This window comes from Paraflavitalea speifideaquila, from assembly GCF_032395985.1.
GTDB lineage: Bacteria > Bacteroidota > Bacteroidia > Chitinophagales > Chitinophagaceae > Paraflavitalea > Paraflavitalea speifideaquila.
In genome coordinates this window covers 7641772-7659020 of the sequence record NZ_CP135920.1, presented here as the reverse complement: position 1 = coordinate 7659020, position 17249 = coordinate 7641772, and the positions used below count along the sequence as shown (strand labels likewise).

The 17249-nt window shown below is 46.2% G+C and carries 27 protein-coding genes and 1 pseudogene; 10 read left to right on the top strand and 18 right to left on the bottom strand.

The window, feature by feature from the left end; genetic code table 11:
- Positions 1 to 73: 73 nt before the first annotated feature.
- From RS881_RS52485 to RS881_RS52470, 4 genes are all read right to left on the bottom strand, one after another.
- Complete coding sequence (locus RS881_RS52485; protein ID WP_315818102.1) at positions 74 to 502, bottom strand: SAM-dependent methyltransferase; 429 nt, start codon at positions 500 to 502, stop codon at positions 74 to 76.
- A 37-nt stretch (positions 503 to 539) separates the two neighbouring features.
- Positions 540 to 788 (bottom strand): SAM-dependent methyltransferase, encoded by a 249-nt coding sequence (locus RS881_RS52480; protein ID WP_315818101.1) that lies wholly within the window; start codon positions 786 to 788, stop codon positions 540 to 542.
- A 180-nt stretch (positions 789 to 968) separates the two neighbouring features.
- Positions 969 to 1298, bottom strand: coding sequence for an EI24 domain-containing protein (locus tag RS881_RS52475; RefSeq protein WP_350340352.1), 330 nt, complete (start codon positions 1296 to 1298; stop codon positions 969 to 971).
- Positions 1299 to 1344: 46 nt separating this feature from the next.
- The gene (locus tag RS881_RS52470) at positions 1345 to 1728 is read right to left on the bottom strand and encodes an EI24 domain-containing protein (RefSeq protein WP_315818100.1); all 384 of its coding nucleotides are present in this window, start codon (positions 1726 to 1728) and stop codon (positions 1345 to 1347) included.
- 164 nt (positions 1729 to 1892) lie between these two features.
- On the opposite strand from RS881_RS52470, the gene RS881_RS52465 reads away from it, so the two are divergent.
- Together RS881_RS52465 and RS881_RS52460 are read left to right on the top strand one after the other, a co-directional pair.
- On the top strand, positions 1893 to 1967 hold the full coding sequence (locus RS881_RS52465) for a hypothetical protein (RefSeq protein ID WP_315824903.1): 75 nt from the start codon (positions 1893 to 1895) through the stop codon (positions 1965 to 1967).
- Positions 1954 to 2430, top strand: coding sequence for a DNA-3-methyladenine glycosylase (locus tag RS881_RS52460; RefSeq protein WP_315818099.1), 477 nt, complete (start codon positions 1954 to 1956; stop codon positions 2428 to 2430). The genes RS881_RS52465 and RS881_RS52460 overlap by 14 nt, the downstream gene beginning before the upstream one ends.
- A 132-nt stretch (positions 2431 to 2562) precedes the next feature.
- Here RS881_RS52460 and RS881_RS52455 read toward each other — a convergent pair whose 3' ends face one another.
- Genes RS881_RS52455 through upp form a run of 3 tightly spaced genes read right to left on the bottom strand, consistent with a single transcriptional unit; the run spans position 2563 to position 4304 of the window.
- Entirely contained in the window at positions 2563 to 3102 is a 540-nt protein-coding gene (locus tag RS881_RS52455; protein WP_315818098.1) for a type IX secretion system membrane protein PorP/SprF, read from the bottom strand.
- A 26-nt stretch (positions 3103 to 3128) separates the two neighbouring features.
- Positions 3129 to 3629 (bottom strand): type IX secretion system membrane protein PorP/SprF, encoded by a 501-nt coding sequence (locus tag RS881_RS52450; RefSeq protein ID WP_315818097.1) that lies wholly within the window; start codon positions 3627 to 3629, stop codon positions 3129 to 3131.
- A gap of 24 nt (positions 3630 to 3653) precedes the next feature.
- Positions 3654 to 4304: a uracil phosphoribosyltransferase gene (upp, locus tag RS881_RS52445; RefSeq protein ID WP_315818096.1), complete on the bottom strand. Its 651-nt coding sequence runs from the start codon at positions 4302 to 4304 to the stop codon at positions 3654 to 3656.
- A 59-nt stretch (positions 4305 to 4363) separates the two neighbouring features.
- Here upp and RS881_RS61170 point away from each other — a divergent pair.
- The 4 genes and pseudogenes from RS881_RS61170 to RS881_RS52415 all read left to right on the top strand — a co-directional run bounded on the left by RS881_RS61170 (position 4364) and on the right by RS881_RS52415 (position 7291).
- Positions 4364 to 5477: pseudogene (locus RS881_RS61170) on the top strand (anhydro-N-acetylmuramic acid kinase).
- A 254-nt stretch (positions 5478 to 5731) separates the two neighbouring features.
- Entirely contained in the window at positions 5732 to 6781 is a 1050-nt protein-coding gene (locus tag RS881_RS52425) for a M28 family peptidase (protein WP_315818093.1), read from the top strand.
- Between the two features lie 7 nt (positions 6782 to 6788).
- Complete coding sequence (locus RS881_RS52420) at positions 6789 to 7013, top strand: hypothetical protein (RefSeq protein ID WP_315818092.1); 225 nt, start codon at positions 6789 to 6791, stop codon at positions 7011 to 7013.
- Positions 7013 to 7291 carry a hypothetical protein gene (locus tag RS881_RS52415; protein WP_315818091.1) on the top strand — a complete coding sequence of 93 codons (279 nt, stop codon included), beginning with the start codon at positions 7013 to 7015 and terminating at the stop codon, positions 7289 to 7291. The genes RS881_RS52420 and RS881_RS52415 overlap by 1 nt, the downstream gene beginning before the upstream one ends.
- Positions 7292 to 7661: 370 nt before the next feature.
- On the opposite strand, the gene RS881_RS52410 is transcribed toward RS881_RS52415, so the two are convergent.
- On the bottom strand, positions 7662 to 8027 hold the full coding sequence (locus RS881_RS52410) for a GNAT family N-acetyltransferase (protein WP_315824901.1): 366 nt from the start codon (positions 8025 to 8027) through the stop codon (positions 7662 to 7664).
- Positions 8028 to 8053: 26 nt separating this feature from the next.
- Complete coding sequence (locus tag RS881_RS52405; RefSeq protein WP_315818090.1) at positions 8054 to 8329, bottom strand: hypothetical protein; 276 nt, start codon at positions 8327 to 8329, stop codon at positions 8054 to 8056.
- A 385-nt stretch (positions 8330 to 8714) separates the two neighbouring features.
- On the opposite strand from RS881_RS52405, the gene RS881_RS52400 reads away from it, so the two are divergent.
- Genes RS881_RS52400 through RS881_RS52385 form a run of 4 tightly spaced genes read left to right on the top strand, consistent with a single transcriptional unit; the run spans position 8715 to position 9689 of the window.
- Positions 8715 to 8918 carry a hypothetical protein gene (locus tag RS881_RS52400; RefSeq protein ID WP_315818089.1) on the top strand — a complete coding sequence of 68 codons (204 nt, stop codon included), beginning with the start codon at positions 8715 to 8717 and terminating at the stop codon, positions 8916 to 8918.
- Positions 8915 to 9202: a hypothetical protein gene (locus RS881_RS52395; protein ID WP_315818088.1), complete on the top strand. Its 288-nt coding sequence runs from the start codon at positions 8915 to 8917 to the stop codon at positions 9200 to 9202. Before RS881_RS52400 ends, RS881_RS52395 begins: the two co-directional genes overlap by 4 nt.
- Positions 9199 to 9435, top strand: a complete 237-nt coding sequence (locus RS881_RS52390) for a hypothetical protein (RefSeq protein WP_315818087.1) — start codon at positions 9199 to 9201, stop codon at positions 9433 to 9435. Before RS881_RS52395 ends, RS881_RS52390 begins: the two co-directional genes overlap by 4 nt.
- Complete coding sequence (locus RS881_RS52385; RefSeq protein WP_315818086.1) at positions 9432 to 9689, top strand: helix-turn-helix domain-containing protein; 258 nt, start codon at positions 9432 to 9434, stop codon at positions 9687 to 9689. The genes RS881_RS52390 and RS881_RS52385 overlap by 4 nt, the downstream gene beginning before the upstream one ends.
- A 764-nt stretch (positions 9690 to 10453) precedes the next feature.
- Here RS881_RS52385 and RS881_RS52380 read toward each other — a convergent pair.
- From RS881_RS52380 to RS881_RS52340, 9 genes are all read right to left on the bottom strand, one after another.
- Positions 10454 to 11281 carry an IS982 family transposase gene (locus RS881_RS52380; protein ID WP_315818085.1) on the bottom strand — a complete coding sequence of 276 codons (828 nt, stop codon included), beginning with the start codon at positions 11279 to 11281 and terminating at the stop codon, positions 10454 to 10456.
- Positions 11282 to 11286: 5 nt separating this feature from the next.
- A complete protein-coding gene (locus RS881_RS52375) occupies positions 11287 to 12432 on the bottom strand; it encodes a FecR family protein (RefSeq protein ID WP_315818084.1) in 1146 nt (381 codons plus the stop codon).
- 288 nt (positions 12433 to 12720) lie between these two features.
- On the bottom strand, positions 12721 to 12924 hold the full coding sequence (locus RS881_RS52370; RefSeq protein WP_315818083.1) for a helix-turn-helix transcriptional regulator: 204 nt from the start codon (positions 12922 to 12924) through the stop codon (positions 12721 to 12723).
- Positions 12925 to 12930: 6 nt separating this feature from the next.
- Positions 12931 to 13068 carry a hypothetical protein gene (locus RS881_RS52365; protein ID WP_315818082.1) on the bottom strand — a complete coding sequence of 46 codons (138 nt, stop codon included), beginning with the start codon at positions 13066 to 13068 and terminating at the stop codon, positions 12931 to 12933.
- 88 nt (positions 13069 to 13156) lie between these two features.
- The gene (locus RS881_RS52360; RefSeq protein WP_315818081.1) at positions 13157 to 13891 is read right to left on the bottom strand and encodes a LytR/AlgR family response regulator transcription factor; all 735 of its coding nucleotides are present in this window, start codon (positions 13889 to 13891) and stop codon (positions 13157 to 13159) included.
- A complete protein-coding gene (locus RS881_RS52355; RefSeq protein WP_315818080.1) occupies positions 13888 to 14985 on the bottom strand; it encodes a sensor histidine kinase in 1098 nt (365 codons plus the stop codon). The genes RS881_RS52360 and RS881_RS52355 overlap by 4 nt, the downstream gene beginning before the upstream one ends.
- Before the next feature lie 85 nt (positions 14986 to 15070).
- A complete protein-coding gene (locus RS881_RS52350) occupies positions 15071 to 15430 on the bottom strand; it encodes a DUF4288 domain-containing protein (RefSeq protein WP_315818079.1) in 360 nt (119 codons plus the stop codon).
- A 37-nt stretch (positions 15431 to 15467) separates the two neighbouring features.
- On the bottom strand, positions 15468 to 16244 hold the full coding sequence (locus tag RS881_RS52345) for a LiaF transmembrane domain-containing protein (protein WP_315818078.1): 777 nt from the start codon (positions 16242 to 16244) through the stop codon (positions 15468 to 15470).
- Positions 16245 to 16491: 247 nt separating this feature from the next.
- Positions 16492 to 16905 (bottom strand): Crp/Fnr family transcriptional regulator, encoded by a 414-nt coding sequence (locus RS881_RS52340; RefSeq protein ID WP_315818077.1) that lies wholly within the window; start codon positions 16903 to 16905, stop codon positions 16492 to 16494.
- Between the last annotated feature and the right edge of the window lie 344 nt (positions 16906 to 17249).

Below are 17249 nucleotides of genomic sequence, written 5' to 3'. Positions count from 1 at the left end.
CTTGCTCCTCCCCCTGTGTAGCTTTGATTATTTAAACGAAAAGGTGTCACCTTTTAGGGGCCTTTAAGGGATGTTATCGTCTTTCTTCGCCTAGCAAGCAGAATACGGTTGGGCGCTTGTGCAGGTTGGGTATATTTTTCTTCCACTCACCCATTGTTTTGGTTTGAATAAACTCTGTGGATGCGGAAAGGTCGGCTGCTATGCATAAGCGGGTGCCTGGCTGGCAGGCTTTAAGTAATGCTTCGAGCATTTGGTTGTTGCGATAGGGTGTTTCTATAAACAATTGTGTGCACTGCTTACGGGAAGATTCTGCCTCCAGCTCACGGATGGACTTAATACGATGCCCGGTATCGATGGGCAGGTAACCTACAAACTGGAACTGCTGTCCATTCATGCCACTGCCCATAAGAGCCAGGAGGATGGCGCTAGGGCCTGTTAGTGGTTTTATTTTCGCTGCTACTTCATGGGCTACGCCAGCCAGTATCTGGCCGGGATCGGCCACACCCGGGCAACCTGCTTCACTGATGATGCCAATATTTTTATCCTCTCCTCAGGAATTTTCTGAATTGAGAACGCACGGCTTCTTCGGCTTTGTGGATGGTGATCCACTGGTAATCATCAATCACCATTTCTTTCCAAAGGACCTTGAGGTAACGCCTGGCGCTCCGTTCATTTTCTACAAAGAAAACCTGGCAATCCTTTATTGCTGACAACACATAGGCGGGAATGGTCTCTGTGGCGGTTTCATGTAAAAATGAAGGTATGAGGTATACGGTAGGTGATGACATACTGCTATTGCTTTAGTGGCGGCAAGTTACGGAATCGCTGATGGATCGCAGATTACAAACATTAATCGCAGCATACGCGGATCTTAATGGATGGGGGCTTAGAGGTGAATGATGAATGGCTTGTGGTCCCAACATGCGTCAGGAGTAAATGGCAAGCGTCTGGTGGTTAATGAATGGGGGTTAGACTTCTTTATTTTGGTAATACAAGCTGATGGTGGCGGCAATGACAGCATAAGCGGGCGCCAGTACCCATCCTACAATGGGAATCAGGTGCATGAGGTAAAATACCATGCCATTGCCAATGGCCAGTCCTTTGTGCTTGCCAATGAACTCAATACTTTCGGCAGGAGATAGTTTATGGCGCTCACAGCTATAATCGAGCATGGAGAAACCATAATAATAGCATTCAACAAACAGGACGATGACAGGGGTAACCCAACCTACAACCGGGATAAAGGAAATGATCAGCAAGCAGATAGTATATACGGTTTGCCATAGGGTATTGCGTATGGCCAGTTTGATACCGCGCAGGATATCTTTTATTAACTGCGACCAGCTAAAGGGAAATCCCTTCCCGAGAGGATGGCTTCGGTTTTTCGCTTAGGTAGGCGAAGAGTGGGGAGCCTATGATGAGGAAAAGATATTTAAACAGGGAGAAATAGATAAGTACGAGGAGTAGGCGGACCATGATCTCGCCCATCATAAAAATAAAGCTCAGGAAACCGCTTTCTTGCCTGTGGAGCCAGCGATCAATACCCAGGCTATGGCTTAGGTAAGTAACAGCTGCACCGGAAGAAATGAAGAAAAAGATCATACCGGCCACAAAAAGGATCATGTATAAAATGCCCGGAATAATGATCCACTTCCACAACTGGTGTTTGGAAACAAATCTGTGCGCCCTAATATAGGACTGGATAGCTATTACTATTTCTTTCAGCAAGTTTTATAAATTTGAGGTGCCCGGGGCCGTGACTCACAGGATAAGGAGATGCTTGTGCAGTCAAACTTAACAAATATATCTATTGAATAATCAATGAAAAACTGGACGGCTATTTTTACAATCGCAGGGATGTAGTTAAAATAGCGAAAGAATTACTGGGGAAAGTGCTGGTTACCAATTTTGAAGGACGATTTACTTCGGGGCGGATCGTGGAAACGGAAGCCTATGCGGGGAGATAGACAGGGCCTCCCATGCCTGGGGCGGTCGCCGTACCAACCGTACGGAGGTGATGTATGGTATGGGGGGACAGCTTATGTATACCTGTGTTATGGTATCCACCAAATGTTCAACGTTGTTACCAATCAACATGGTATTCCACATGCCATCTTGGTGCGGGGGCTGGAACCGCTGGCAGGTATTGACATTATGCTGCAGCGCACAGGCAAAAAGAAATTGGACCATTCATTGACAAGGGGTCCTGGTAATGTGGGCAAAGCGATGGGTTTTATAACGCGGCATACGGGCCTTCAATTATTGGGCGATGAACTATTCATTGGGGATGATGGGTTCGAGGTAAAGAAAAATGAGGTACTTGCTACGCCGCGCATTGGGGTGGACTATGCGGGTGAGGATGCTGCTTTGCCGTATCGTTTTATTATAAGGGGTAACTCTTATGTGAGCGGGAAGAAGGTTGTGAAGTAGCCGGGGAAGACGGAAAGACTGGAAGATGGGAAGATAGGAAGATAGGAAGAAAAACTTAAAGGGGGTCCTGGACAGGCGCTGGATGGCAGACGACAGGTTACAGGGTAGCCTGGCTTAGTTTAACAATTATGGTTAAAATCTTGGACAGGGAATACCTTTATTGCCAGCAGGGAAATTGATATAGATGAGGGAAATTTCAATTCCTCCGCGGCTTTGGGAAGCGGTTTTAAGGCTGGAGATATTTACATCATAGGACGCACCCAACCGGAAACCTCCAAACTCGAGCCCTAAATAAGGGATCACGGCATCATTTACATTGTTGAAACGGCTCCATAGGCCTGCATAAAAATTGGTAGGGTTCTCTTCATCGCCATTTACGTTGAATCCTACAGCGCCACCCAATACAATGTTATTGGCGGCAGCCTGCCGGCTGAATAAGGAACTTAGGTAAATGGTTTTGCTGCGGTCGCCCAGGGGAATAGCGCCACCTGCATGTACTGTGATGCGGGGATTGAGGGTATAATAAATACCGGTGAAACTTTCCTGTGGTTTATTGATATGGTAGGCAGATACGCCCAGGTAAAAGTTATTGTATCCATCGGTAGAGCCATTGTAGAGGGCTCCTAAGCTAAAGTCAAAATAATTGAGGTTGATGACCTGGTTGTCGATCAATTCACCGCTATGGTTGGTCCAACCTCCTAAAGAGTCGAGTTCGTTCTCAAAATTGAGCTTGGTGCCATCCAGTTTTTATTGGTGTAGGTGCCATGGAATCCGATGCCAATTTGGTGGAGGCCATCTTCATCGAGTCCTTTATGGTAGGCAGTGGTGAGTGAAATAGAATTGGTGGTCAATATGCCATTGGCTGTTCTATCGGTCATGGCCACTACACCCACGCCCCAGGTATCGAGCTCGGATAGGCGATTGCGCATGATGGGCGCATCGAAGGAAGCGGTGGAAGTAATAAAGGCATTGGAGATAGCAGGCCATTGATCACGGTAATTACCGGCTATACGGAAATTGCCATTGAATTTACCTGTCAAAGCAGGATTGAGACTCAAGGGGGAAACAAAAAATTGGGAAAAGTTAGGGTCCTGGGCTGTAAGGGGGTAACTTTCAGCATCAGGCAAACAGCCATCAGTATAAATATATTCCTCATCCGCATAGTTGGTACTTACTATAGTACCTCCAAAGTACAACAAAAAGAGTGAATGTCAATGTAAATTTTACATTTGGACTTTAGCACCAAATGCAAGGTCGCCAGCATCACCCAGTCCGGGCACGATGTATCCTTTGGCGGTTAGTTCCTCATCGATGGCACCGCACCATAGTTTTACATTTGGTTCACTGCGCAGTACATATTCAATTCCAACGGTACAAGCAATAGCTACCACGATATGGATCTCGCGCGGATGGCCTTCTTCCCTTAAATACTGGATTGTTTTTACGAGTGAGGAACCGGTTGCCAGCATGGGATCGGATATAATTACTACGCGGTTTTCGAGTTCGGGGCAGGAAATATATTCTAAACTTATTTCAAATGATCCGTCCCGCAGGTGTTTGCGGTAGGCTGAAATAAAAGCATTGTCGGCTTTATCAAAATAATTCAATAGACCCTGGTGGAGGGGAAGGCCCGCCCGCAGGATGGTAGCCAAAACGGGTTGTTCTTTTATTACATCGCATACGGAAATACCCAATGGGGTTTGCACCTCTTTCTCTTCAAAGTCCAGCACTTTACTGATCTCATAAGCGGCAATTTCGCCAATTCGCTCGAGGTTGCGGCGGAAACGCATCCTGTCGGTCTGGATCTGAACATCACGTATCTCACTAATCCATTGAGAAACCAGGGAACATTGGTCGCTTAAATTGATTACCATGCTTTAAGTTTGTGGGGCAAAACTATAACCTACGTTCTGAAATCAGAAATATAAAAATTATGGTATATCGCGTAATTGGACTGATGAGCGGCAGCTCGCTGGACGGGCTGGACATCGCATTTGTTGAATTTCATGAGCAGGCGGGGGCCTGGACGTATGAAATAAAGGCAACGGAATGTTATGCTTATAGTGCGGAATGGATGGAAAAACTACAAAAAGCTACGGGTCTCGGTGCGCTGGATTATCAGCTATTGCATACTGCCTATGGGCATTATACGGGGCAACTGGTGAATGCCTTTATCGAGGAATATAGCCTGGAATACCAGGTGCAGCTCATTGTATCTCATGGACATACCACTTTCCATGTGCCTGCCCGGAAAATGACGGCGCAGTTGGGCGATGGGGCGGCTATAGCGGCTGTGACGGGCATCAACGTGGTGAGTGACCTGCGGGCCATGGATCTTGCACTGGGTGGCAATGGAGCCCCATTGTGCCCATTGGTGAAAAATTGCTGCTGAAGGAATACCCCTTATTCCTCAACCTGGGTGGTATTGCCAATGTATCGTGCAACTTGACCAATCATTATATCGCTTTTGATGTATGCCCGGCTAACCGGGTGCTCAATATGCTGGTCAATAAAGCCGGCAAGGCTTATGATGAAGGGGGCAACTGGCTGCCAGTGGCACCCTGCAGCCGGAATTACTAAAAATTCTTAATTCGCTGGAGTATTATCAACTACCTGCACCCAAGTCGCTGGCCAATGATTTTGGTACTGATGTGGTATACCCCCTGGTAGCCGGCTCCCGGGTTTCTATACCGGATGGTCTACGGACGTATGTAGAGCATATAGCGGTGCAGGTGAGGAATGCGTTGGGGAAAGCTACGAATGGAGAATCGCAAGCTAGGAGCGGTGAACAGTCTTCGCGTAAGTTGCTGGTGACGGGTGGTGGGGCGCACAATACTTTTCTTGTAGAACGGTTAACTGCCTTACTAAGTGAGATCAATATAGAAGTAGTGGTACCTGATAAAAAACTGGCGGACTTTAAGGAGGCGATCATCATGGGGTTAATTGGGGTACTGCGCTGGCGCGAGGAAAATAATGTGCTGGCCTCGGTAACGGGTTCTCTACGCAATTGCATTGGCGGAGCGGTGTGGATTGGACAGGAAGCGTAGGTAATTAGCTAATTTGTCAATTTGCTAATTAAGCGATGAGGGGAAGGCAATGAGGGGATTAGCTAATTTATCAATTAGCCAATTAAATTGTCATGGTTGTATCGGTCCAGTGAAACTTAATATGAGCGGCGTTAAGAGCGCGGGAACATTTCGTATATTGTAACGGTTAGCCTATCTATTGAAAAGGCTAAAAATCAAATGCGTAGAACCAATAAACCTGCCACGGTTGCCCAACTGCTGGTATTCATCCTGCTGTGTTCCGGATCGATTGCTCAAAAGCATCCTCCCTGGAAAAGAAATATTTTACTTTATTAAGAAAGGAGTTCGTAGCCAATAATGCCTTACAAACGGTGGCGTTTGTAGAGCAGCGATGGCGGCTTGCGGGTAATGCCGGGTTTAATGAAAGTATTTATTATGTAGAAAAGATACTGCAATCAGCAGGTTTTGTGAAGGAAACAACGGGCGAGACGGACGCTGTACTTACGTATAGGATTGAAAAGCGCCCTATGCAACGATCCACGTGGGAACCTGTTAATGCGCAATTGTATATTGTTGGGGAGGATAAACCGCTGCTGGAATTTAAAACGAACCGTAATATGCTGGCGATCAACTCTGGCTCTACGCCGGCCGGAGGAGTTACTGCGGAGTTGGTGGATATAGAAAAAGCGGGTAATAAAGACCTGGAAGGGAAAGACCTCACGGGTAAAATCATACTGGCGGATGGAGGAATCGGCAGCGCGCATACCAAGGCGATGAAAAAAGGGGCACTGGGTGCTTTGTCGTACTCGTTGCCGGCTTATGCGCAACCTCAAAAACATGTGAACTCGATCCAGTTCCAGGGCATCGGATATGAAACTGATCCGACTAAGCGGAAATGGGGTATACTTTTGTCGTATGCGGCGAGGACGAAATTGAAGGCAGCGCTGGCTAAAGGTCCGGTGCAGTTGCGGGTAGTTACTGAGACAAATATCTATGCTTCTGAAGAGCTGACGATCGTAGCAAATGTACGCGGTGCAGCGAAACCGGAGGAACGGTTTGTTTTCAGTGCGCATGTACAAGAGCCTGGAGCGAATGACAATGCTACGGGGGTAGGCACGCTGGCGGAAATGGCGCGTGTAACGGCGCAATTGGTAAAAGCTAAAAAAATAGGGCCCCAACGTACGATCACTTTTTTATGGGGTGATGAAATTGTTTCTACGAACCGGTATATAAAAGACGATTCTTTGCGGGCAAGAGGTATTAAATGGGGCCTTAGTCTGGATATGGTGGGTGAGGATGTTCAAAAAACGGGGGTAGTTTCCTGATCGAAAAATGCCTGATCCCTCTGCTATCTGGACAAGAGGAAATGATAAGCATAGTGAATGGGGTGGTTCGCCTTTAAAAGAGGCAGATCTATTTCCGCATTATTTTAATGACTTCTTATTGAACCGTTGTTTGCAGGAATCCAAAGCCACGGGCTGGGTGGTCAATACGAATCCGTTTGAAGGCGGAAGTGATCATACGCCCTTTTGCAGGCTAAGATACCTGGATTGCTGATGTGGCATTTTACGGATGTATTTTATCATACGGATGGCGACCGGCTTGATATGGTGTCTGCCGAAGAAATGAAACATGTGGGGGTGAGTGCACTGGCCACTGCTTATTTGCTTACGCAGGCCGATCGAAAAACGGCCCTGGCGCTTATTAAGGACCTTACTGGGAATGCGCTGCAGCGCCTACAAACGGAATGTGCTTTGAGCGCGGCGGTGGTACAAAAAGGGGGTGATGCTGCGCAAGAAAACATATCCTGGAAATATGGCAGGACTGGTACCTGACGGCGCTTGAAAAACGACGGACATTTCGGTGAAGGGCGCCGACGCGAGGATCAACAAGGCTATTGCCCAGGCACAAAAGCAGGTGCGGGCCGCAGCGGACAAATGTATTGGGCAATGGTGAGGCAGGCTTGCGATTTCGACAGGCTTCCTTAGAACAGGTTGAGCCGCCCTGAGAGGGCGACCCACCCTTAAGTCGGTTTCGACAAGCACCTTTAGGCGCAGCTACGTAGCGGATTGCCCTTACAGGGCAAATGGAATTTATTGACATTCATTTCTACAAAGCTGTAGCCCCTAAAGGGGCGTGAATACGCTTCGATAAGCTTCCTTAGAACAGGTTGAGCCGCCCTTCGAGCTTACGCGATTGCCTTTCTCAAACTTTCTTTTGTACAGGTATACAGGCGGGATGTTTTTTGCCGGGTAGTGGTTTTTTATGGAATGTAAAACCTGCTTTTTCCATTTTGTTATTCAGGTATTCATTTTCATCCAACTGCATAACGATTCGCTTTACTTCGAGGAAGGAAAAGAGAAATTCCAAAGTAGCTTGCATGGCGCATAAGGCATAGTTTCCTACCAAGAGTCTTTCTGGTTTTATCAGGAATTGCAACCGGTAATCGCCGGGCTTAACCTGGTAATGTAAGCTGATGTCATCGGCAGAGGCCTGGTAGGCATCTGCCTGTGCCAGGTTGGTATTGTTCATCATCACCATAAAGGACTGGGCGGTGCCGGACCCGGCAATGCGGCTGTAAATTTCATGGAGGTGTTCTACATGGGCCTCCTTTTAAGGTGGCGTGTATATTCCCAAGGGAGCCAGTTATAGATTACGGGCAAATCGGTAGACAAACAAAGTAACCGTAAGGATATGATTACCTGATCGAGCACAAAATGCCTGGTATAAATAATATTCTGTACGGTATCATACGAGACCGGTTTGCACAGCATTTTGCGTATAAGGTTCAAATCGGTAGTATCGGCGAGGTCGTCATTAGAACCTGCCTTGCCCTCAATTTCAGTGGGTGTAGGAATAAAACTGGTGGACATTACTTTAAGTTTTAAGCATGTAACCAGTGCCTTGACCAAAAAGTGAATTAAGAAAGGGGTACGTTGTCAGATGATCTCGAAAATGGGAGTAAACTATTTGGTTGCCAATCATTGCTGCGGCCAAATAATAGTAAGTGTTCTTTGGTTAGCCAGGTAACGAAATAGGAATTTGCTTCTTTTTCTGAATGTCTGGTCATAGAATGGCGCTATTTTGGTAAAATAACCTGTAGCATGTAGTGGTTACTACAGAGAAACTCTTAGGGGCGGTGTGGGAATTGTAAGGAATGCCAAATAAGGAATATGCTAAAATAAAAACTACCTTATGCTTTAGAAATTGGATGTATAACCGAACTTGTACCGGCATTTGACCATTAAACCTGTCTTTATGAAAGTTCAGATCCTTTCGGAAAGTGAAGGGAATATCCTCTTATCTGATTCAGCCCCTACGTGGCTGTGGGAATATAAGATACCGGAATCGCGCGGTATAACTGCTTCCGGGGCCTTTGGCGACTTACTGCTGCAGGAAACGATTGGAAATCAATATTCGGTTTGGTACAACAATTACCAACTCAAAAGGGGGACCGGTTGACGATAATCCGGGATGAGGCTGTGTATAGTCTCCGTTTTATATTGAACAATAGTTTTAATTATTATGATCCCAAAGTGGGTAGTGTGCCTATGCATGAAAGGGGGTATAACTTATTTTATGCGTCCAGGGTACAGGAAAAGATAAGTTTTAAGGACAAATCGTATACTAACCTGGAGATCCATTTTACTTATGATTACCTGGCTTCGCTGGCTCCCCATTTTATACACTTGAGGAGTGGTTGCAAAATACAGCAGGGCAGGTATTTTCGCGGTTGTGTAAGGTGAACCAGGTAGCTACGGGGGATATGATGGGCTGCATCAGGGAACTGCTCAATTCATCGTATACCGGTGAATTGCGGAGGAAACATTATGATGCGCTGGTGAGGGTATTGTTAATCAGTGTATTGTATCAAACAGCCAGGCACCCGATGGATAAGATCATACGATTTACGACGAAGGAAGTAGAGACGATGTATGAACTAAAAACTTTCTGCTTACAAATAGGGATAAGCCCTTGAAACTGGAAGAACTGGCTAAGATGTATGGGCTTACCACGCGTACTTTAAAAAGACGTTTCGTTACTTTATTTGGTGTGAAGTTGTATCATTTTCTGCTGGATATCCGCATGGAACAAGCCAGTATGCTTTTACTGGAAACGGATACTTCTATTGAGCAAATTGCGATCTTAACAGGTTATCAGAGCTTTGCGAACTTCTCCACTGCATTTAAAAAGCATTATGGACATCCTCCCAAATATTTCAGGAGCCGGTAAAGTATTTAGACTTATTGGTCATTTATGAAAAAAAGAATCCTTATATCTAAAACAAGGGGCTGCAGGGGTAGGTATATTTGTAATGTAGACGGCGGGTGATAGCCGCAATTAATGGGAAAGGGAGTAAAATGGGGGTAATGGTCATTTATGAAAAAAGTAATGCCAGCCGCTACAACAACTGGCATCCTTGTAGGGGTAGATTTGTGGGAGTGGAAGGAAGGAAAGAACCCGTCATCAAATTATAGGTTCGGGTGGATAAGCAAAGGGGGAAGTGAATAAGGAGAACCCGGGCTTTCTTCATCATGGAGTTCATGCACGTAATAAAGTTTCGAATGTTGAGGTTGGGCTCTGTTTTTTTTCCTGCCGCCAGGCGGCAACTGATTGCCGGAATACCTGAAAAGTATTGATCGACGCGCTTGGTTCCGGTATCTGAAAATTAGTCTTAGTCGATCATATCATGGCCACGAGAAGTAGCTGTTTTCATCCGGGTTGCCGGCGGTGTAAAGGGTTAATGGGTGAAAATCCTTTTTGCAATTGAGGACCTTTATTCAACATTAGCTCTGCATTGCCAGCACCCTTTTTAATCGCGGATTACGCGGATTGAATTGCGGGTGGTAGTCTTGGCAGGCATGGCTTTCTTTGTTCTATTGCATTCTTCTTCTGTTCTTTTGCCTTGATGCAAAAGAACCAAAAGATCAAGCCAGGCCCGAACGCTCCGCGCGGCTTGGTGAGGTTATTGATTATTAATTAACCCAAGTTGCGGGTTAAGTAAGTTTATTTAATGTAAAAGCCACAATAAAGACAACAATTTTTAATAGAAACCCTTTAGCTGTAACTGCATGAATCTTTTTGGGAAAGAGGTTTTTGATCCCGCTAAAGGTTGTCTCAATTGGCTTCCTCATATATTGTTTAAGAAATCGTATCCAGGGCGCATCCTGAATTTTATTATTGGCTCTTCGTTGCACCATTAATTTGATTTGCTCTGCTTCCCATATCGTTTCTTCTGTCTGTTGATTCATATAGCCATTATCAGCATAAATTCTGCATTCAGGCGCTACTGCCAACGGCAGTTGGCCCAATGCTGTTATATCATGTTCCCTGCCTGGCATAAAACAGAATTCCACCGGAATGCCTGTGGCCGTTGTCAATACCTGCACTTTTACCCCATAAAAATATTGACGCATACTGGCCGTATAGCCCCGCCACTGACTGCCCTGTAATAGCCTGGCGCGACTGATGCGCATATTATGACATACAGCTACAGGAAAGGAATCCATGATATATTCTGACGCGCCGGCTATGCTCTTCAAATGATGGCCGATTTGAAAAAACAAGCTGCAGATCAATGCTTCCAAACCATGGAGCCGTCTGCAAAACCCACTCTTATCCAGCATCCCGGTTACCAGGCCCGTCATTTGCATAAAACCACGGCCATTATCCTGATTACCACCGAAGTAAAGAGCAGATACAAGAGCGGTTGTAATTATTTCACTATCACTCATCTTGCGATTTCCACGCTCATGGTGCCCTATACCCTTTAATAAATCATCCACTATACAGTAAAGAGCTATAATTTTGTCTTCCTGGAGCATTGTTTCTATGGTTTTAAGTGTGGTAACTCAAAATTATAGGACTTTGGTCCTTTATTATTTACCTTGCCCTCATAAATCACTTCAATATTGTACCAGCGCTGTGCCTGGCGCATAATGGTAAGGATGGAGGCATCTTTGAAAGCAAATACACCATTGTGCCAAGCGATGGTTTGCTCCAGGTCGGCCTTCTTTACGGTTTTCAAAGGGCCCTGGCGATAGGCCTGGGATTGCTGGCCCGGTCTTAATAAACCCACCATACTGCCTTTGGATACTTTTACAGCGCCTTCGAGTAAGGTGGTTTTAATAGCTTCCTCGTCCTTATAGGCATTCACATTAAAGTGGGTACCCATTACTTCCACGGTAAGATCACCTGTTTTTACAAGAAAGGGCTGCTTTGTACGGGACCTGGCAGGCGAGGCCGGGAGGGAGCTAATTTCAAAATAGCCCTCACCCGTAAGTTCTACTATCCTGGCTTCACCCGTAAAAGCTGTAGGAAAGCGGAGGGAAGAAGTTGAATTTAACCAGGCCTTACTGCCATCAGGCAAAGAGATCATATACTGCCCGCCTTTTGGGGTAGTAATGGTATTGAAAACGGTTTCGCTTTGTTGTGTGAGGGGCTGCTTTTCATAGGTGATCTCACCATTTTGCTGCTTGATGATGCGGGCGCCTCGCTGTTGGGACAAAAAGCCATTACTGGTACTGTCAAGGTCGATAACGGTATTATCGCCTAGTGTGACCATAGCCCGGTTACGGCCCGGCTGCACATCATTTTTTAATGGCTCCCAGGAACTGACGACTATGGCAGGGGAAACGGGCTTTGGTGTACGCGGCACGAGCAACCAGGTGGCTGTACCAAGGACTATCAACAAGGAAGCCGCCACCAGGTACCTGCTAAGGGTACGGCGCTTTTTATGGATGATGACAGGCATCTGCTGTTGGGAATAGATCTGGAAGAGCTTGTTGTAAACATTGTCTTCTTTTACCTGTGCGATCTTGTGTAATTCCTGCTTTACCCATGCAGCATTGCTGAGCTGATCGAGTAATTGACGGTTTTCGGGCAATGTTTTCCATTCATTCAGGATCAAACGCTCTTCGTCGGTTAAAGCGCCGAACAAATACTTTATAATCAGTTCATCTATTGAATATTTCATAGGGCAAGCATAGCATTTACATAGTATACCACGAGGGAGTGCCGGGTTTAACCAAACAAAAAAAGAAGTTTTTTTGGGGGCTTTTTTGGGGCTCCCGGATAGTAGTTGGTGATTATATGATCAGGCTGGTTTCCGGGGCTTTTAAACAGGGCGCCGGGGTGAGGGGCGCTAAGGTGTTGTTAAGCGGGTGAGCCGCGCTTTGGAGGCGAGCGGCGCTACAGATGAGCCAGTTGGGAAGAAAAGGCTTAGGCGGACTTGATATGGCAGCGGGTGGGGCGGGGTTGAAATTTAAAGGGATGCGGTTAGCTGGTAGAAAATAAGTGCAAAATAATAGAAGGTGATGGCGGTGGGCAGGAGGTCTTTTTTGAGGAGGGATAAGCGCAATAGTTTCAAGGCTCTTGTTTTTTGGTTGATTACGGTTTGAGGGCTGATGTTGAGTTGCCGGGCTATCTGGTCGGTGGTGAAGCCATTGAAGAAAATATATTTGAACACTTTTTGTCATTGGCCCAGCTGGTTCTCTATTTCATTGTAGATATGCTGGAGCACTTTGGCCTTGATCATTTCATTGTCCTCCATATTGTCTTGTTTGCCAGATAAATAAAATAGTTCCTGGTGAGAAGTTTCATGGCGCTGCATATATCTCAGGTAATCGTAACAGGCATTTTTGTGGAGTGTGACCAGCCGGAGGCTGGCGACTGAGGGGCTGGCGACTGAGGCGACTGGGCTAGATACCGAGTACGCTTTTCAATTTGGTATAACCGGCCTTGCTTACGGGCACGCGGGCACCTGTAGTGAGCAGGGCCAGCCAGCTTTCTTTTTCATGGGCATCGAGGCGGGTGATCTGCTGCACATTGACGATATAAGAACGATGGGTGCGCACAAACTGGGCGGTATCCAATACGGATTCAAAATGGCCCATGGTCTTATTCTTGAGGAAAACGCCCCCAGGAGTATGGATCTTTACATAATCGTCGGCAGCTTCGAGGTACTGGACCTCCTCTACAGGGATGATCCTGATCCTACCACCTGTTTTGACTACAATGCGCTGGCTTTGCTGGGGAGAGCGGGAGGCGGTTTCGAGGAGGGGAGTGGCTGCGGGGACAGGCTGCTGCTGATCGATCCATTTCTGGATGGCTTTGTCGAGTCTTTCCTGGCTAAAAGGTTTCAACAGGTAGTCTACGGCGTGGCTTTCAAAGGCTTTGATGGCATATTCGTCAAAAGCGGTGGTGAAAATGATAGCAGGGGGCTGTTCTATCAATTCGAGCATTTCAAACCCGTTGATCTTGGGCATCTGAATATCGAGAAATATCAATTGGGGCTGGTGTTGCTGAATGGCTTTGAGGCCCTCGAACCCATCGCTGCATTCCTGTACAACGGTAATGGCAGGGTGGGAGTGTAAAAATTCCTGTATGATGGAACGCGCCAAAGGCTCATCGTCGATAATTAAGGCCTTGATCATATATGGGGTATTTTTATAATAGTGGTAAACAAATTTCCTTCGGCTGTAGTAGTCAGGAGATCGTTTCGGGCAAAGAGGAGATACAACCGCCGCTGTACGGAATTCAACCCAAAACCGGTACCCTGCCTGGGGGAAGCGGTTTCGGGATCAAATGGATTCTGTACGATGACCTGGAGGTAGTCATTGGTATGGGTAGTGGTAATGCTGATGACGACCTCGCCGGTGGTATCGTACAAGCCAAATTTAATGGCATTTTCAACAACTGGCTGTAACAACATATGGGGTATACGATTGGCCGGCCCGGTTGCCTGGTGGACGAGGTTGGTATGTAACCGGTGGCCAAACCGTACTTTTTCAATTTCGAGGTATAATTCCAGGTGCTGTAATTCTTCGTCCAAAGTGATCCACTGGTTCTCTTCCTTCTTCAGAGTACCTCGTAAAAAATCGGATAATTGCTGTATCATCTTCCTGGCCTGTTCGGGCCTGCTGGTGACCAAGGCGCTGATAGAATTTAAGCTATTAAACAGGAAGTGTGGTTGTAACTGCTGTCTTAATTTGTACAGCTCCGCCTCTCTGGCCAATTGGGTAGCCGCATTGCTTCGTTGTTCTATTTCTTTTTGTTCTTCCTGTGCATACCATAGTTCGCTAATGAGTGACATACAACCGGTGGCGAGTAATGCTATTGTAAAACGGACAGGCATGGAAACGGGCAGGAATGACTGGTATAGTTCATTGTTTGTGGCCAGTTGGGGTAATGTATATTTTAAGATCAATACCCATATACCGCTCACAGCTGCACAAAGGATAAGTATATAAATGTACTTTCCTTTTTGTGGCCGGTAAAACCGCATATTGTTGCTGACCAGTAAACAAATGGCGGCCAACAGGATGTTGGATAGCAACGCATCCTTAACAGCCAGGGGTATGGGCAATTGGGAGTTTTGTAATAAGGCTACATGCACTAATGACCATACCAGCCAACAGCTGGTAAAGATGAGTTTGTTTTTTTGCTTCCTAAAAGGGATGTGGCCACCTGTAATTATTAATGGTGTACTATTCAAATCGGGTATTGCCCACCTGAAACGCTTCGACAAGTTCTTTTAGATCAGGGTGAGCCGTCCTTTGGAGGGCGACCCACGCCAAGCTGTTCTTAGGAGGGTGAGCGGCCCCCAAGGATCCTCAAAACAATTCCAGGAACCTGTGGGTAAGGTTGGAGCGTATATGGGCTGCCCGCTTATGGACGAGTTCAATATACACGCCGGCATTATCGGTCTCCTGGACCCTGGAATACAATTCTGCTCCATCAATCAAAGCGGATAATTTATAAAGCTCGCTTACATTAATAAACTTCCACTGCACGAGTTTTTGGTGTTGATTGAAAAACATTTCCTGCTCCATCTCACCAATGGCCTGGGCTTTTGCAAAAGCGGTGTGCTCATCATCTGCTTCTATCAACCTTAGCTGTTCATCAAACTGAGGGGTATGGACACCCTCGCCACAAATAATCTGGTAAACGATCTTGGATAGGAACCAACTCATATCGGTGTAGTTTTGACATGTAGATAATAATTGAACCTTAATAGGACTTGATCTCTATGCCAGCAAACAAGGCAGTACCTTGAATGATCAATACTTTATCGGGACTGGTAATAGATTGAGGAGGGCGCTTGTCTTCAATACCGCCAAAGATGGCTACGGCCTCGGACCGGATGACCCAATGAGGCGGTACGATCAACTTGGTGCCGCCAAAAACCTGTACGATCTCTAAAGTGATGGGGCCCTTAAAATCGGCCTGGCTAAGGTTTACCTCGGCTCCGCCAAAAACAGATACTACTTCGCCTCCTTTAAAATCTTTGGAGTAAACATTCTTTTTCACATTGCCGAAAATGGAAACGACCTCGATGGTATCTGTCTTGCCAGTGGAAGGTTCTTCATCAGCATCTTTATAGTAGAGTGCTTTCTCGTGGTCTTTGTTTTTATGCCGTCTTTTTTTGCCAGGAGACAACATTAAGGTAAGGCCTACACCGCAAACGACGACAGGTATTATAAACCTGCCGGCATCATAATCGGGAAATACATTGTCTGCCAGGAAAAAGGCGCCAATACCAATGAGGATGAGCCAGCCAAAATCACGGAACCTGGTTTGTATACCCACGAAGAAGCCCACTACCACCAATATCATTGGCCAGGTAAACAGCCAGCGGGGTACAAGATCTGCCTCCACTTGCCGGATCAGTAGTACGGAACCTGCTACGAGTATTAACAGACCGGCTAAAGTATTGTTGCTCTTTCGGCGGCGGGATGGCTTATCGCCCGACTGCTGGTTGTAGTCCCGAAACTCCTGGTTTTGCATACCCTTTAATTTTAAACAAAACTACAGTAGGAAAGGGGGCGGTACAAGATGGAGGAGGCGATGCAATGCATTTTTCCGGTAAAAGCAGGTTTTTGTCGGGGAAAGGGGCACGCTTGTTCTGTTCTTTTGCCTTGATGCAAAAGAACCAAAAGATCAAGCCAGGCCCGATTGCTCCGCGCGGCCAGGGGAGATTATTGGATTATTGATTATTATTTAACCGCAACTTGGGTTAAGTATTGACTAATGGTTATTTGGCATGGGATAGTTTGCTCCGGATCCTGCTGAGGGTTTCCAGTGTCATGCCCAGGTAGGAGGCTATGAATTTAAGGGGTACGCGGTTAAGCATAAAGCTTTTGGTGGCAATAAAACGTTGGTATTTTGATGTAGCCTCTGTAAGCCGTGCGATATAAGCACGCTCCTCGGCATCGCGGTAATACTTTTCGAGGAGTTTGCGGCCTGTTACATTTACCTCGGGGTGATTGTTATACAGGTATTGAAGGTCGTCAAAATGAAGGCCTGTAAGTTCACTCTCCTCAATAGCCTGGATATTCTCAAATGACTTTTGTTGTACATGAAAACTGGTGATGGAGGTGGCCAGTTCATTTTCAGCGGTGATCCAGGTAGTGATCTCCTTTTTACCGTCCTGAACGTATCCGCGCAAAATGCCTTTTGAATGAAATAAAAATAAGGACATAGCTCTCCTGACCTCACGAGGAATTCACCCTTTTAACGCGATAGGTAAAGCTTTTTTGTTGGCATATTCTCTTGCTTCGTCGCTTATGGGATGAACAGCGTGGGCAAAAGATACCAATGGAGATTCTGGCAGGGTAGTAGCTGCTCCTGCTTCACCGATGTGCTGATGGTTAAAAGACATACTATAAATTCGGGTTTAGTCGGGGGTTCACAAACAGACATCAATTGACATGGGTGGATACAGAAATGTCAATAATTCAGAGGTATTGTATTGGAATGGTAGGGTTGCTATATCAAGCTAGTCGTAACTGT

Coding starts and splice junctions, on each gene's coding strand:
- RS881_RS52480 (WP_315818101.1), bottom strand. CDS start 788: ATGTCATCACCTACCGTATACCTCATACCTTCATTTTTACATGAAACC.
- RS881_RS52460 (WP_315818099.1), top strand. CDS start 1,954: ATGCGGGGAGATAGACAGGGCCTCCCATGCCTGGGGCGGTCGCCGTAC.
- upp (WP_315818096.1), bottom strand. CDS start 4,304: ATGGTAATCAATTTAAGCGACCAATGTTCCCTGGTTTCTCAATGGATT.
- RS881_RS52420 (WP_315818092.1), top strand. CDS start 6,789: ATGCCTGATCCCTCTGCTATCTGGACAAGAGGAAATGATAAGCATAGT.
- RS881_RS52415 (WP_315818091.1), top strand. CDS start 7,013: ATGTGGCATTTTACGGATGTATTTTATCATACGGATGGCGACCGGCTT.
- RS881_RS52405 (WP_315818090.1), bottom strand. CDS start 8,329: ATGTCCACCAGTTTTATTCCTACACCCACTGAAATTGAGGGCAAGGCA.
- RS881_RS52400 (WP_315818089.1), top strand. CDS start 8,715: ATGAAAGTTCAGATCCTTTCGGAAAGTGAAGGGAATATCCTCTTATCT.
- RS881_RS52380 (WP_315818085.1), bottom strand. CDS start 11,281: ATGCTCCAGGAAGACAAAATTATAGCTCTTTACTGTATAGTGGATGAT.
- RS881_RS52375 (WP_315818084.1), bottom strand. CDS start 12,432: ATGAAATATTCAATAGATGAACTGATTATAAAGTATTTGTTCGGCGCT.
- RS881_RS52365 (WP_315818082.1), bottom strand. CDS start 13,068: ATGCAGCGCCATGAAACTTCTCACCAGGAACTATTTTATTTATCTGGC.
- RS881_RS52360 (WP_315818081.1), bottom strand. CDS start 13,891: ATGATCAAGGCCTTAATTATCGACGATGAGCCTTTGGCGCGTTCCATC.
- RS881_RS52350 (WP_315818079.1), bottom strand. CDS start 15,430: ATGAGTTGGTTCCTATCCAAGATCGTTTACCAGATTATTTGTGGCGAG.
- RS881_RS52345 (WP_315818078.1), bottom strand. CDS start 16,244: ATGCAAAACCAGGAGTTTCGGGACTACAACCAGCAGTCGGGCGATAAG.